Here is a 14,164-nt window from a genome sequence, read left to right as displayed (position 1 = left end):
CAAAAGGTAAAGTTCGTTAACGCCGGACGCTTTTTGCCCAGCCATGTGAGGCATTTATGCCGCGATGTCCGGCATTTTACCGGATTTGGGCCCCAAACCGGGCCGTTTCGCCCGTCCGGCCATTAACCAGTCCTAATTATTTCCGCACGCCCCGCCCGGCGAGCTCGACCAGGCCGTGCAGGAAGTCGGCGAATTCGATGCCCTCCGCCTTCAGCGCCTTTGGGTAGAGCGATGACTTGGTCAGCCCGGGCAGCGTGTTGGTTTCGAGATAGATCAGGCCCCTTTCCGAGACGATGAAGTCCGAGCGGGAATAGCCGGTGCAGGACATCGCCCGGTGCGCCAGCATCGCCTGCTCCTTGAGCGCGGCGGTAATCTCGGGGGCGAAACGACCGGGGCAGATCTCCTGGGTCGACTTCAACAGATATTTCGCGGCGTAATCGAAATTGCCCTCGCCCGGAATGATCTCGATCGGCGGCAGCGCGATGATCGAGCCATCGGTGCGCTCCAGCACGCCACAGGTCGCTTCGATGCCGGCGATGTAGGGCTCGATCACATACTCTTCATGCTTCGCGGCATTGCGCACGGCGACGAGATCCTGCCTGGCGTTGACGAAGATCAGGCCGTAGCTCGACCCGTCGCGCGCAGGCTTTGCGATCAGCCTGCCATATTCGGCGAAGGCCTCGTCGATGTCTTCGAGCGCAACGTTGGCCGGCGGCGTGACGCCGCCAAGCGCAGCGAAGCGTTTGGCTGCGATCTTGTCGAAGGCGAGATGCGAGGAGGCCGAGCCCGAGCCGGTGAACGGCACGCCGCGCGCCTCGCACATCACCTGCAATTCGCCGTTCTCAGCGCTTCCACCATGCAGGCCGAGCACCAGCACGCGATCTTCCGCCTTGGCCTGGTCGAGCGCCTGCGCGAGCGGAATGCCTGATGTGCCGGGCTTGAACTCGTCCTCGAACGGGCGCGCATGCTCGAGCAGCTGCCTGGACTGCACCACATGCACCTTGTCCTCGACGTCCCACCACCAGAGATCGGCCTCGGGCAGCGCCTGATGCAGCGCCTGCGCCGAGGCGACCGAAACCAGACGCTCGCGGTTGGAGCCGCCGAAGAGGATGGTGGTGCGCATGTTCATAGTCCGCAATCTCTCAGTTCGTCATTCCGGGGCGCGACGAAGGCGTGAGCCCGGAATCCATTTCACCACCGTCTCTGCCGCCCGATGGATTCCGGGCTCTCGCTTCGCGAGCCCCGGAATGACGATGGTCATGAAACCCCGATCCGCTTGATTTCCCAGTGCAGCTCAATTCCGGAATTCGCCTTTACCCGTTCACGCACGGTCTCGCCCAGCGTCTCGATGTCGTGCGCGGTGGCATCGCCGGTGTTGATCAGGAAATTGCAATGCATCTCGGAGACCTGCGCGCCGCCGACGCGCAGGCCGCGGCAGCCGGCGGCATCGACCAGCTTCCAGGCGGAATGGCCGGGCGGGTTCTTGAAGGTCGAGCCGCCGGTCTTTTCGCGGATCGGCTGCGCGGTCTCGCGATGGCTCTGCACCTTCGCCATGCGCGCGCGGATCGCATCGGCATCCCTGATCTCGCCGCGAAAGCGCGCGGAGGTGAAGATGATGGAGGGATCGACGCCGCTGCTCCGATAGACGAATTTCATGTCGGCGTTGGAGAAGACGTGCTTCGTGCCGTCGCGCCCGACACCGCACGCTTCGATCAGCACGTCCTTGGTCTCGCCGCCATTGGCGCCCGCATTCATGCGCAGGGCGCCGCCGATCGTGCCGGGAATGCCGAAATAGAATTCGAGCCCGCCGATATTGGCGCTTGCTGCCACTTCCGCCACGCGCTTGTCGAGCGCGGCCGTGCCTGCGGTGACGATGTCGCCACTCGCGGTCGCCTCGCCGAAGGCGCGCGGCGCAAGACGGATCACCACGCCGGCAATGCCGCCGTCGCGCACGATCAGGTTGGAGCCGACACCGATGACATAGACGGGAATGTCGGCGGCAAGATGCGCGAGGAAATAAGCGAGATCGTCCTCGTCCGCCGGCGTGAACAGCACCTGCGCCGGACCGCCGACGCGGAACCAGGTGAGCTCGGCCAGCGACTGGTTCGCCAGCAGCCGGCCGCGAAGGTCAGGCATCGCGGCCTTGAGCGAGGGGGTGATGTCGGAAAAGCTCACCGCCCTACCCCAGCGCCTTCAATTCGCCGGGCAGTGCATACGCCCATTGCGTGATGTTACCGGCGCCCAGGCACACGATGAGATCGCCGGGTTTCGCGAGCCCCTTGATGATGCCGGCGAGCTCCGACGCGGCCGGCAGCGGGATCACCTCGCGGTGGCCATGCGCGCGCAGGCCCACGACGAAATGATCGCGGTCGATGCCTTCGATCGGCGCTTCGCCAGCGGCATAGACGTCGGCGACAACAACCGCGTCCGCGTCGTTGAAGCAGGTGCAGAATTCCTCGAACAGCGATTGCAGGCGGGTGTAGCGATGCGGCTGCACCACGGCGATCACCTTGCCTGTATAGGAATCGCGCGCCGCCTTCAGCACCGCTGCAATCTCCACGGGGTGATGGCCGTAATCATCGATCACGGTGACGCCGTTCCACTCGCCGGTCTTGGTGAAGCGGCGCTTGACGCCGCCGAAGCCTGCGATGGCACTGCGAATCTTGTCGTCGGAAACGCCGAGCGCGTGAGCAACCGCAATCGCGGCCGTCGCATTCGAGGCGTTGTGCCGGCCCGGCATCGGCAGCGCGAGGTCGGCGATCTCATGCGTGGTGCCGGTCTTGTCGCGGATCACGACCTTGAACTTCGAGCCGCCACCGCCCGCGGTGAGATCAACCAGCCGCGCATCGGCCTGCGGATTCTCGCCATAGGTGATGATGCGGCGGTCCTCGATCTTGCCGACGAGGCTCTGCACCACGGGATGATCGATGCACATCACGGCAAAGCCGTAGAACGGCAGGTTCTCAACGAAATGCCGGAACGCGTCCTGCACGGCCTCGAAGGTCTTGAAGTGGTCGAGATGCTCGGGGTCGACATTGGTGACGATCGCGACATCGGTCGGCAGCTTCAGGAACGTGCCGTCGCTCTCGTCGGCCTCCACCACCATCCAGTCGCCGGCCCCTAACCGCGCGTTGGAGCCGTAGGCGTTGATGATGCCGCCGTTGATCACGGTCGGATCGAGCCCGCCGGCATCTAGCAACGTTGCGACCATCGTGGTCGTCGTGGTCTTTCCGTGGGTGCCGGCAATCGCGACGCAGCTCTTCAGCCGCATCAGCTCGGCCAGCATCTCGGCGCGGCGCACCACGGGAATGCGCCGCTCGCGCGCCGCCACCAGTTCCGGATTGTCGCGCTTGATCGCGGTGGAGACCACGACGACTTCGGCGCCATCGACATTCTCGGCCTTGTGGCCGACCGAAACCTTCGCGCCCTTCTTGCGCAGACGGTCGAGATTGTAATTGTCGGAGGCATCCGAGCCCTGCACGGCATAGCCGAGATTGACCAGCACCTCGGCGATGCCGCTCATGCCGATCCCGCCGATCCCGACGAAGTGGATGGGTCCGATCTCGCGCGGCAGTCTCATGCTCTGTTCCCTGACCTTGCCGCCGGAAAGGCGGCATCTGGCGAAGGTCACGGCCAAATCAGCCGCGCGCCCTTCCTACTGGATGCCCCGCTTTGGAAGGCCATGACAAGGGCTTTTTCGCGTCAGAGTCCCGCGACCTTGACCACCAGATCGGCCAGCCGTTCGGCGGCGTCGAGCCGCCCTGCCCCCTTCGCGGCCGCGGCCATCGCGGCAAGGCGTGCCGGTTCGGCGGCGAAGCCGGAGATTTCAGCGGCGAGGCGGTCGGAGGTGAACTCGGTCTGCGGGATGCGGATCGCGCCGTCGACCTTGGCCAGCACGCCGGCATTGGCGAACTGGTCCTGGTCGATCGAGCCCGGCAGCGGCACCAGGATCGAAGGCCGGCCGATCGCGGCAAGCTCGGCGACGGTGCCGGCGCCGGAGCGCGACACCACCAGATGGTTGGAGGCGAGCCGCGCCGGCAAGTCGGTGAAGAACGGCGCGAGCTCAAACCTGATCTTGAGCTTGTCGTACACGGCGCGCACACGCGCCGTGTCCTCGTCGCGCACCTGCTGGGTGAGGATGAGACGGCTCCACAGCGCAGGCTCGAGCCGCTCGATCGCGCCCGGGACGATGTCGGCCATGATGCGTGCGCCCTGGCTGCCGCCGACGACGAGCAGGCGCAGCGGACCGTTGGTTTCGGGCGCCGTGTATTGCACGGCAGCTGCCGCGAGGATCGCGGGCCGCATCGGCGTGCCGACCGTCGTGGTCTTGCCGGACAGCGCCGGATCGCGATCAAGCACGCCGGGTAAGGAGGTCGCGATGGCACGGACGCGGCTCGACAGGAACCGGTTGGCGCGGCCGAGCACCGCATTGGCGTCGTGGATGATGCCGGGCACGCCGGCGAATTTTGCCGCGACCAGCGGCGGCAGCGTCGGATAGCCGCCGAAGCCGACGACGGCGGCCGGCTTCAAGCGCTTGATCAGGCCGTAGGCGGAGAGCGTGCCGACGGCGAGCGTGAGGCCGGCATAGGCGAGCTGGAAAGGATTGCGGCTACGCGCGGTCTCGCTTCTGACGACGTCGATCATGTCCTTGCTGAACAGCCCGCTATAGCGCAGCGCGCGCTCGTCGGTGACGAGGCGGACGCGAAAGCCGCGCCGGATCAGCTCGACGCCGAGCGCCTCGGCCGGAAACAGATGGCCGCCGGTGCCGCCCGCGGCGAGAAGAATCAGGGGGGAGGTGTCCATAAACGCCCTTTTACAAGGCCTTTGCCGTCATTGCGAGCGCAGCGGAGCAATCCAGACTGTCCCCACGGAGGGATTCTGGATTGCTTCGCGGAGCCTGTCATCGGGCCGCGCTTCGCGCGGACCCGTTGGCTCGCAATGACGACTTATGCGTAACTCCGCATCGCCTCGGCGTGGCCGCTGGCCTCCACCTCGGTGCGCGGGCGCAGCCGCGTCAGTGCCAGCATCATGCCGACGCCATAGGCGAGCGAGACGATCGAGGAGCCGCCGTAGGAGATGAACGGTAGCGTCATGCCCTTGGCGGGGATGAGCTGCAGGTTCACCGACATGTTGATCGCCGCCTGCACCCCGAACAGGATCGCTAGCCCAGAGGCCGCAAAGCGCGAGAACATGTCCTCATTGGCATAGGCGCGCGACAGCGTGCGGATGACGACGAAGGCGAACAGCGCCAGCATGGCCAGGCACAGGACGATGCCGAACTCTTCGGCGGCGACCGCGAACACGAAGTCGGTGTGGCTGTCCGGCAGGCTGCGCTTGGCGATGCCCTCGCCCGGCCCGAGGCCGAGCCAGCCGCCGTTGTAGAAGGCTTCCATCGCGGTATCGACCTGGAAGGTGTCTCCCGAGGCCGGGTTCATGAAGCGCTTGATGCGGCCGGCCACGTGCGGGACGAACAGGTAGGCGCTGAACAGGCCCGCAGCGGCGGCGCCTGCAAGACCGAATACCCAGATCATGCGCATGCCCGCGATGAAGAACAGCGAGCCCCAGACCATCAGGATCAGCATGGTCTGGCCGAAATCCGGCTCCATCACCAATAGCGAGACCAGCATCAACAGCAGCACCAGCGCCATCGAGGTCGCCGGCATCTCCGGCCGCTTGGTCGATTCCGCGAACAGCCAGGCCGCGATGACGACGAAGGACGGCTTTGCGATTTCGGAGGCCTGGATGTTGACGCCGAGCAGCGTGATCCAGCGCCGCGAGCCCTTAACCTCGGGCCCGATCGCGAGCGTCACCACGATCAGGATGATGCTGACGGTGAAAATGATCAGCGCCGAGCGGCGGATCGCGCGCGGCGACAGGAAGGACACCCCGAGCAGCACCATGAAGGACGGCGCCAGGAACATCACGTGGCGGCTGAAGAAGTGGAACGGATCGAGCCCGATGCGGGTCGCAACCGGCGGGCTCGCCGCCAGCGACAGGATCACGCCGGTCAGCATCAAGGCCAGGATGGCGCCCATCAGCGGCTTGTCGACGGTCCACCACCACTCGGAAAAGGGGGTGCGTTCTTCACGGGAGAGCATGGGCGGCCGCTTTCGGACAGAGGTCCGTCCATTGGTCGCCGAGGTTGGTTACCGCAGGGTTAATGGAATCGCGGATGATTGGAGATAGGGGCGAGCACGCCCCTCAAATGCTCGTCATGCCCCGCGAAGGCGGGGCATCCAGTACGCCGCAGCCTCTCGGCTCAAGCACGGTCTCTGGGATACTGGGTCGCCCGGTCAAGCCGGGCGACGACAGCGGAGATTGTGGAAGGGAATTGCCTCACACCACCGGTTTCACACCCGGCAGCGCCTGCACCAGCTCGCGGAACTTGGCGCCGCGGATCTCGAAATTGCGGTACTGGTCGAACGAGGCGCAGGCCGGCGACAGCAGCACGACGGCGTCGGCAAGCCCGGATGCCTCCGCATCACGCGCGGCGTGCTCGACGGCGACATCCAGCGTCTGGCTGATCTCGTGCTCGACCGTGCCCAACGTGCCCGAAAACTCCTGCGCGGCCTCGCCGATCAGATAGGCTTTTCGGATGCGCGGGAAAAAGCCGGTCAGGCTGGTGATGCCGCCTGCCTTGGGCTTGCCGCCGGCGATCCAGTAGATATCGGCGAACGACGACAGCGCATGCGCGGTGGCGTCCGCGTTGGTGCCCTTGGAGTCGTTGACGAACAGCACGTTGCCGCGGCGACCGACCTGCTCCATGCGGTGCGCAAGGCCCGGAAAGCTGCGCAGGCCGTTCTGCAGCACATCCTGGCTGATGCCCATCGCGAGCGCGGCGGCGGCCGCACAGGCCGCGTTCTGCGCGTTGTGCAGGCCGCGCAGCGAACCGATGCCGCCGAGCGCGGCGACCTCGCTGCGGGCGCCACCCGAGGCGCGCACGATATTGCCGTGCTCGAAATAAATGCCGGAGGCGAGCGGGTTCTTGACCGAGATCCGCACCACGTTCTTGCCGGCGCGATCGAGTCGGTCGGCGACATCGCGGCAATAGCCGTCATCGACACCGACGATCGAGGTGCCGCCTGCCTGCACGCCGGCGACGAGGCGCTCCTTCACCGCGGCGTAGTGCGCGATGGTGCCGTGGCGGTCGATGTGGTCCTCGCTGACATTGAGCAGAATGCCGACGGAGGGATCGAGCGAGGGCGTGAGGTCGATCTGGTAGGACGACATCTCGATGACGTGGACCCGGCCCATGCGCGGCGGCTCCAGCGACAGGATCGCGGTGCCGATATTGCCGCCCATCTGGGTGTCGTAGCCGGCGACCTTGGTCAGATGCGCGATCAGCGCGGTCGTGGTCGACTTGCCGTTGGTGCCGGTGATGGCAACGAACGGCGCGTCCGGCGCGTGGCGACGGCGCTCGCGGCAGAACAGCTCGATGTCGCCGGTCACCTCACAGCCTGCCTCGCGCGCCTTCAGCACGCTCCAGTGCGGCACCGGATGGGTCAGCGGCACGCCGGGCGCGAGCACGAGGGCAGCGAAATTCGCCCATGAGGCGTTGCGCAAATCGGCGGTGATGAAACCGGCCTGCGCCGCCTTGGCGACGTTCTCGGCATTGTCGTCGGCGGCGACCACCTCGGCACCGCCCGCTTTCAAAGCATGGCAGGAGGCGAGCCCCGAGCCGCCGAGGCCGAACACTGCGACCGTCTTGCCGGCGAAGGATGTGACGGGGATCATACTTGGGCCTCTGTCATTCCGGGGCTCGCGAAGCGAGAACCCGGAATCTCGAGATTCCGGATCGCCGCTTCGCGTCGTCCGGAATGACGATCCTGGGGAGACACCACAGTCACCGCAGCTTAAGCGTCGACAGACCGGCGAGCGCCAGCATCACCGAGATGATCCAGAACCGGATCACGATCTGCGGCTCGGTCCAGCCAAGCTGCTCGAAATGGTGATGGATCGGCGCCATGCGGAAGATACGCTTGCCCGTCAGCTTGAACGACACCACCTGCACGATGACCGAGACCGCCTCCAGCACGAACAGGCCGCCGATCACCGCAAGCACGATCTCGTGCTTTACCGCGACCGCGATCGCACCCAGCATGCCGCCGAGCGCGAGCGAGCCGGTGTCGCCCATGAAGATCGAGGCCGGCGGCGCGTTGAACCAGAGGAAGCCGAGGCCGGCCCCCAGCAGCGCGCCGCAGAGCACCGCGAGCTCGCCGGTGCCGGCGACATATTTGATCTGGAGATAATCGGCGAACACGGCGTTGCCGGCGAGATAGGCGATCATCGCAAAGCTCGCGGTCGCAATCATCACGGGCACGATGGCGAGGCCGTCGAGGCCGTCGGTGAGGTTCACCGCATTGCCGGCCCCGACGATGACGAAGGCGCCGAAGATGACGAAGAACCAGCCGAAATGCAGCACGGTGTCCTTCAGGAACGGAATCGTCAGCGCGGTCGACGCGGGGTCGCGGTTCAGCCGCACCAGCGCGTAGCAGGCGACCAGCGCGATCACCGCCTCGATCAGCAGGCGGAGCTTGCCGCCGAATCCTGTCGTGGTCTGCTTGGTCACCTTGAGGTAGTCGTCATAGAAGCCGACGAAGCCGAAGCCGAGCGTCACGGCGAGCACGATCCAGACATAGGGGTTGAGCGGATTGGCCCACAGCACGGTGCCGACCGTGAGGCCGGACAGGATCATCAGGCCGCCCATGGTGGGCGTGCCCTTCTTGCTGAGATGCGACTGCGGGCCGTCAGTGCGAATCGGCTGGCCCTTGCCCTGACGGATACGCAGATGGTCGATGATCCAGGGCCCGAACAGGAACACGAACAGCGCGCCGGTGACGATCGCGCCGCCGGTGCGGAAGGTGATGTAGCGGAAAACGTTCAGGAGGGTGCGAAACGCACCCAGGCTCGGAAATGTATTCGAGAGCTCGATCAGCCAGTAAAACATTCAGACGGTCCTATGGCGCCTTTCGCACGCGGTCTTGGCCCTTGGCCTCACCATGCCTTACGCGCGTTCGCTTCATCATGGGTCGGGCGACCTCTGGGACAACGGATGGCTTGGTGCCGCAAACGGTGGGATTGGGAACAGCGCCTTCCAAGCAGTTTACGCCTTTGCCTGCAAGGCGGCCACTAGGCCCGGCACAAACTTGTTGACCCAGAACATCTTCTTGCTGCCCTTGACAACCACGACATCGCCTGCCTGCAGCAGGCTCGCGACCTCACCCGGCTTCAGCGTGGCGGGATCGTCGTGCCAGCCGAGGCCCTTGCCTGATGGCAGCACGTCATAGAGGTGGCGCATCAGGGGGCCGACGCAGTAGACGCCGTCGATGCCGTCGAGATGCTTGGTGAGGCCGGTGTGGTAGCTTGGTGCGTCATCGCCCAGCTCCAGCATGTCGCCGAGCACCGCGATACGGCGACCGCCGGTCATGTGGCGCGCCTGCAGGCTCTGCAGCGCGGCAGCCACGCTGGCCGGATTGCCGTTGAAGCTGTCGTCGATCACGGTGATACCGCCGACCGCCTGCTCGACGCCGCGGCCGGTCATGATGCCGACGCGGTCGAGCTTGATCGCGAGCATCGCCGGATCGAGGTTCGCGGCACGGATCGAGGCAAGCGCGGCAAGCGCATTCTGGACGCGGTGCGGCGCGCCCGGCGTGAGGCTGAAGGCGATCTCCTTCTTGCCGATCATGGCCACGATTTGCCAGCTCTCGCCGTGCGGCGCGTGCGCAACCTCGTGCACCTCGGCATGCTCGCCGAAGCGCACCACCTTGCCCTTCCACTCCGACGCCTTGATCCCGGCGGGCAGCACCAGCACGCCGTCCTCGGGCAGGCCGAGCGCGATCGACACCTTCTCGCGCCTGATGGCTTCGAGCGAGCCGAGCTTTTCCAGATGCACGGGCTGGACGTTGACGACCAGCGCGACCGTCGGCCGCGTCAATTCGCTGAGCCGCGCGATTTCGCCCGTCTGGTTCATGCCCATCTCGACCACCCAGAGGCTGGCATCGGGCCTGGCATTGCACAGCGTCAGCGGCACGCCCCAGAAATTATTGAAGCTCGACGGGCTGGCATAGGCGTTCGGATAGGCCGCCAAAAACTCTTTGGTGCTGGTCTTGCCGGCGCTGCCGGTGAGCCCGATCACCGGTCCGTGGAAGCGGGCGCGTGCGGCGCGCGCGAGGCCCCAGAGACCGTCGATCAGCGTGTCCTTCACGACGATCTGCGGAATGCGGATGCCCGCGATCTCGTGCGGCACGATCATCGCGACCGCGCCCGAAGCTTCAGCCTTGTCCGCGAACTCCCAGCCGTCGCGCGCGCTGGCGAAGGCCGAGATGAAGCCGCCACTCGGCGTGCCGCTGAGCGCGACGAACAGGCTGCCCGGCTTCACCAGACGGCTGTCCTGCGTGACGAAATCGATTTCCGTGTCCGGAAACGACCCGGTAGCGCCCAGCGCACGCGCCACTTCGGCAACCGTCCATATCGGCGCGCTCATGCAACCCTCGACGTCAATGCGGCGGCGACCGCCTCGTGATCACTGAAGGGCAAGACCTCTCTGCCGACGATCTGCCCGGTCTCGTGGCCCTTGCCGGCGATGAGCAGCGCATCGCCGTCTTCCAGTTCCTCGATCGCGACGCGAATGGCTTCGGCGCGGTCGCCGATCTCGCGCGCGCCCTTGGCCGCGGCGAGGATCTCCGCACGAATGGCTTCCGGCTTCTCGCTGCGCGGATTGTCGTCGGTGATGATGACGCCGTCGGCGTTCTCGGCCGCGATCCCGCCCATGATCGGGCGCTTGCCGGCATCGCGATCGCCGCCGGCGCCGAACACGACGACCAGCCTGCGCTTCGCATAGGGCCGCAGCGCCTGCAGCGCCTTCGCCAGCGCGTCGGGCTTGTGCGCGTAGTCGACGAAGATCGGCGCGCCGTTGCGCTCGCCGACGCGCTCGAGCCGGCCCTTGGCGCCTTCGAGATGCTCGAGGCACGCAAACACGTTTCCAGCATCGCTGCCGGTGCCGATGGCAAGACCGGCCGAGACCAGTGCATTCTCGATCTGGAACTCACCGACCAGCGGCAGCCGGATCGAATAACCCCTGCCGCGATGCTCGACCGCAAGCTTCTGCGCAAAGCCATCGACCACGGCCTCGGTGAGACGAATGCCCTCGCCTGCTCCGTCGCCGTTACGCCCGACCGCCATGACGCGCAGGCCGCGCGACTTCGCAGCATCGATGGCTTCCGCCGAGCAGTCGTGATCCGCCGAGATCACTGCTGCACCGCCTGGAGCGACCAGCTCGCGGAACAGCCTGAGTTTCGCCCCAAGGTAATGCGCGACAGTCGGATGGTAATCCATGTGGTCGCGCGAGAGATTGGTGAAGCCTCCGGCGGCGACGCGCACGCCGTCGAGGCGATATTGGTCGAGCCCGTGCGAGGACGCCTCGAAGGCGAGATGCGTGACGCCTTCGCGCGCGATCTCATCCAGCTGCCGGTGCAGCGCGATCGGATCCGGTGTCGTCAGCGAGCCGTAGACGGTGCGCTTGGGCGAGACGAGGCCGATGGTGCCGATGCTGGCGGAGGCATGCCCGAGCCGCTCCCAGATCTGCCGCGTGAACGCGGCGACCGAGGTCTTGCCGCTGGTGCCGGTTACCGCAGCGATCGTCGCAGGCTGCGCGGGATAGAATTTTGCCGCAGCCAGCGCCAGCGCGCGGCGCGGATTGGCGACCGCGACGAACGGCACCTTGCCTGTCGCCGGCGCATGGTCGCCGACGACCGCCACCGCGCCTGCGGCGACCGCGGCGTCGATGAATCGCGCGCCGTCGGTCTTGCTACCGGCGAGCGCGAAGAAGAGATCGCCGGGTTTCACCACGCGGCTGTCGAGCGCAACGCCGGTCACCTCGAGCGCCGCGACGGCGGGCTCGATCGCGGCGTCATTGCCTAGAAGTTCGCGCAGCTTCATGGTCTTCCAATCGACATGCCGCGCCGGAAAGCCGAATCGTCAGGAAAAGCCGAATCAGCACCGGCGATGGCCACCCCGGTTGATTACTGGGTTGTCCTGGATGCTGCAAGAATAAGGCGGTCGGACGGCGGCAGGTCGAACCGCGGTTCGACCCCCAAAAGCGGCGCGATCCGCTCGATCACCTTGCCGCCCGTGGGCACCGCGTTGAAGCCCGAGGTGATGAAACCATGCGTCTCGGGCAGCGCCTGCGGCTCGTCCAGCATGACGAGAATCTGATATTTCGGATCGTCGGACGGCATGATCGCGGTGAAGGAGTTGAGCACCCGCTTCTTGGCATAGCGGCCGTTGATGACCTTCTCGGACGTACCGGTCTTGCCGCCGACGTAATAGCCCTTGACGTCGGCGGTCTTGGCGGTGCCGATCTCGGCATTGAGCCGCATCAGATACCGCATCTTGTCGCTGGTCTCCTGCTTGATCACGCGCTTGGCCATCGCCCGCGCTTCGTCTTCGCTGCGTTTCATGAAGGTCGGCGGAATCAAATAGCCGCCGTTCATCAGGGCGTTGATGCCCATCACCGCCTGGAGCGGCGCCACCGACAGGCCCTGACCGAACGCGATGGTGACCGTGTTCAGCTCACCCCAGCGGCGCGGCACCAGCGGAGCCGCGCTCTCCGGCAACTCAGTGCGCAGCCGCGTCAACTGGCCCATCTTGGCGAGGAACGCCTTGTGCGCCTCGACGCCCTGGCTGAGCGCGATCCGGGCGGCGCCGATGTTGGACGAATAGGTGAAAACTTCCTTGGTGTTGATGAAGCGCCCGAGCGAGTGGCTGTCGTGGATGGTGAACTTGCCGTAGTGCAGGTTTCCGCGTGCATCCCACGACGAGTTCAAATTGATCTTTCCGGAGTCGAGCGCCATCGCCAGCGTGAACGCCTTGAAGGTCGAGCCCATCTCGTAGACGCCGGTGGTCAGGCGGTTGATGCGATCGGGATCGTGCGCTTCCTTCGGATTGTTCGGGTCGAAATCCGGGAGGGACACCATCGCCACGATCTCGCCGGTCTTGACGTTGGAGACGATGCCGGAGGCGGCCTTGGCGTGGAACTTGTCCTTGGCCTTGAGCAGTTCGTCGCGCAGCGCGTGCTCGACGCGCAGGTCGACCGAGAGCTCGACCGGCTTTTGCAGCCGGTCGGTGGCAAAGCCGGCGCGGTGGAGATCGGCGAGGCCCTGATTGTCGAGCCACTTCTCCATGCCGGCGATGCCCTGATTGTCGATGTTGACGAGGCCGATGAGGTGGGCGACCTCGTTGCCGGTCGGATAGACGCGCTTGTTCTCGCGCAGGAAGCCGATGCCGGGAATACCGAGCTTGTGGATGTCCTGCTGCTGCTTCGCCGTGACCTCGCGCTTCAGCCAGACGAAGCCCTTGCGCGTCTTCAGGCGCTCGCGCACCTCGGCCTCGTCGAGGTCGGGCACGGTCGCGGTCAGAAGCTCGATCGCCTCGTCCTTGTCGATGATGCGGCGCGGCTCGCCGAACAGGCTCGAGGCCTTGACGTCGGTGGCAAGGATCGCGCCGTTGCGATCGACGATGTCGGGCCGCGCGGTCGCGACCACTTCCTGCGACGCCGCACGGCGCGCACTGTGCGCGTCGGCGCCGATCGCGAACATCACGAGCCGGCCGCCGATCAGGGCATAGACCGATGCGAAGGCGAGCATGGCGAGGCCGACGCGGGCGCGCGCCTTGGCCGCGCGATCGACATTGCGCCCGTAGAGCAGGCTGCGGATCAGCCGCTGCCGCCAGGGTTCGGTCGGCTTTTCGGTGGGCTTTGCAGGCGTTGCCGGGCTCATTGCTTGTCCTCGGGCTGAGGCACGGAGCCCGTCACGGTGTCAGGATCGCTCGCGGCTTCGATGGTGTTGAGCATGGCCCCGATCGGGTCGGGCTCGCCGGGCCTGAACATCCGCGGCGGACGCTCGGGCAAGTTCTTCAGCGAGTCATATTGCGTGCCGTTGACCGGCTTGAGCGGCAGATGCCGCTCGGACAGGCCCTGCAGGCGCAGGGGTGCATCAAGCTTGGCCCATTCGGAGCGGAGCGAGGCGATCGCGTCGCGCTGCTCGCGGATCTCCGCGTGCAGCCGCAGCACTTTCTCGGTCCGCGCGGTGGAGTCCATCTTGATCCGGTAGACATAGGCCGCCGCGAAGATCAGCGCGCCGATGACGAGGAGGTGGATGATGCGCAT

11 protein-coding genes are annotated in these 14,164 nt (G+C 66.1%); all 11 read right to left on the bottom strand.

The features are described from left to right. Positions 1-136 precede the first annotated feature (136 nt). Positions 137-1,123, bottom strand: coding sequence for a D-alanine--D-alanine ligase (locus tag GGD63_RS11040; protein ID WP_183241731.1), 987 nt, complete (start codon positions 1,121-1,123; stop codon positions 137-139). Positions 1,124-1,257: 134 nt separating this feature from the next. Beyond that, on the bottom strand, positions 1,258-2,175 hold the full coding sequence (gene murB / locus GGD63_RS11035) for a UDP-N-acetylmuramate dehydrogenase (protein WP_183241729.1): 918 nt from the start codon (positions 2,173-2,175) through the stop codon (positions 1,258-1,260). A gap of 4 nt (positions 2,176-2,179) precedes the next feature. Next, positions 2,180-3,580 (bottom strand): UDP-N-acetylmuramate--L-alanine ligase, encoded by a 1,401-nt coding sequence (murC, locus tag GGD63_RS11030; RefSeq protein WP_183241727.1) that lies wholly within the window; start codon positions 3,578-3,580, stop codon positions 2,180-2,182. A gap of 122 nt (positions 3,581-3,702) precedes the next feature. Continuing rightward, a complete protein-coding gene (gene murG, locus GGD63_RS11025) occupies positions 3,703-4,803 on the bottom strand; it encodes an undecaprenyldiphospho-muramoylpentapeptide beta-N-acetylglucosaminyltransferase (RefSeq protein ID WP_183241725.1) in 1,101 nt (366 codons plus the stop codon). A gap of 143 nt (positions 4,804-4,946) precedes the next feature. Further along, complete coding sequence (gene ftsW / locus GGD63_RS11020) at positions 4,947-6,098, bottom strand: putative lipid II flippase FtsW (RefSeq protein ID WP_183241723.1); 1,152 nt, start codon at positions 6,096-6,098, stop codon at positions 4,947-4,949. 238 nt (positions 6,099-6,336) lie between these two features. After that, positions 6,337-7,734, bottom strand: coding sequence for a UDP-N-acetylmuramoyl-L-alanine--D-glutamate ligase (gene murD / locus GGD63_RS11015; protein WP_183241721.1), 1,398 nt, complete (start codon positions 7,732-7,734; stop codon positions 6,337-6,339). Positions 7,735-7,843: 109 nt separating this feature from the next. Then, the gene (mraY, locus tag GGD63_RS11010) at positions 7,844-8,947 is read right to left on the bottom strand and encodes a phospho-N-acetylmuramoyl-pentapeptide-transferase (RefSeq protein WP_183241720.1); all 1,104 of its coding nucleotides are present in this window, start codon (positions 8,945-8,947) and stop codon (positions 7,844-7,846) included. A 156-nt stretch (positions 8,948-9,103) separates the two neighbouring features. Next, positions 9,104-10,483 carry a UDP-N-acetylmuramoyl-tripeptide--D-alanyl-D-alanine ligase gene (gene murF, locus GGD63_RS11005; RefSeq protein ID WP_183241718.1) on the bottom strand — a complete coding sequence of 460 codons (1,380 nt, stop codon included), beginning with the start codon at positions 10,481-10,483 and terminating at the stop codon, positions 9,104-9,106. Beyond that, a complete protein-coding gene (locus GGD63_RS11000) occupies positions 10,480-11,937 on the bottom strand; it encodes a UDP-N-acetylmuramoyl-L-alanyl-D-glutamate--2,6-diaminopimelate ligase (RefSeq protein WP_183241716.1) in 1,458 nt (485 codons plus the stop codon). The genes murF and GGD63_RS11000 overlap by 4 nt, the downstream gene beginning before the upstream one ends. 83 nt (positions 11,938-12,020) lie before the next feature. Then, positions 12,021-13,775 carry a penicillin-binding protein 2 gene (locus GGD63_RS10995; protein WP_183241714.1) on the bottom strand — a complete coding sequence of 585 codons (1,755 nt, stop codon included), beginning with the start codon at positions 13,773-13,775 and terminating at the stop codon, positions 12,021-12,023. After that, on the bottom strand, positions 13,772-14,164 hold the full coding sequence (locus GGD63_RS10990; RefSeq protein ID WP_018640944.1) for a hypothetical protein: 393 nt from the start codon (positions 14,162-14,164) through the stop codon (positions 13,772-13,774). Before GGD63_RS10990 ends, GGD63_RS10995 begins: the two co-directional genes overlap by 4 nt.

This window comes from Bradyrhizobium sp. cir1, from assembly GCF_014198245.1.
In the GTDB taxonomy this organism is placed as follows: Bacteria; Pseudomonadota; Alphaproteobacteria; order Rhizobiales; family Xanthobacteraceae; genus Bradyrhizobium.
This window is presented reverse-complemented; position numbering and strand designations above follow the sequence as displayed.

What these genes read in the sequence shown, in the direction of transcription:
- GGD63_RS10990 (WP_018640944.1), bottom strand. Translation starts at nt 14,164, where the DNA reads ATGCGCATCATCCACCTCCTCGTCATCGGCGCGCTGATCTTCGCGGCG.
- ftsW (WP_183241723.1), bottom strand. Translation starts at nt 6,098, where the DNA reads ATGCTCTCCCGTGAAGAACGCACCCCCTTTTCCGAGTGGTGGTGGACC.
- GGD63_RS10995 (WP_183241714.1), bottom strand. Translation starts at nt 13,775, where the DNA reads ATGAGCCCGGCAACGCCTGCAAAGCCCACCGAAAAGCCGACCGAACCC.
- murC (WP_183241727.1), bottom strand. Translation starts at nt 3,580, where the DNA reads ATGAGACTGCCGCGCGAGATCGGACCCATCCACTTCGTCGGGATCGGC.
- murG (WP_183241725.1), bottom strand. Translation starts at nt 4,803, where the DNA reads ATGGACACCTCCCCCCTGATTCTTCTCGCCGCGGGCGGCACCGGCGGC.
- GGD63_RS11040 (WP_183241731.1), bottom strand. Translation starts at nt 1,123, where the DNA reads ATGCGCACCACCATCCTCTTCGGCGGCTCCAACCGCGAGCGTCTGGTT.
- mraY (WP_183241720.1), bottom strand. Translation starts at nt 8,947, where the DNA reads ATGTTTTACTGGCTGATCGAGCTCTCGAATACATTTCCGAGCCTGGGT.
- GGD63_RS11000 (WP_183241716.1), bottom strand. Translation starts at nt 11,937, where the DNA reads ATGAAGCTGCGCGAACTTCTAGGCAATGACGCCGCGATCGAGCCCGCC.
- murD (WP_183241721.1), bottom strand. Translation starts at nt 7,734, where the DNA reads ATGATCCCCGTCACATCCTTCGCCGGCAAGACGGTCGCAGTGTTCGGC.
- murF (WP_183241718.1), bottom strand. Translation starts at nt 10,483, where the DNA reads ATGAGCGCGCCGATATGGACGGTTGCCGAAGTGGCGCGTGCGCTGGGC.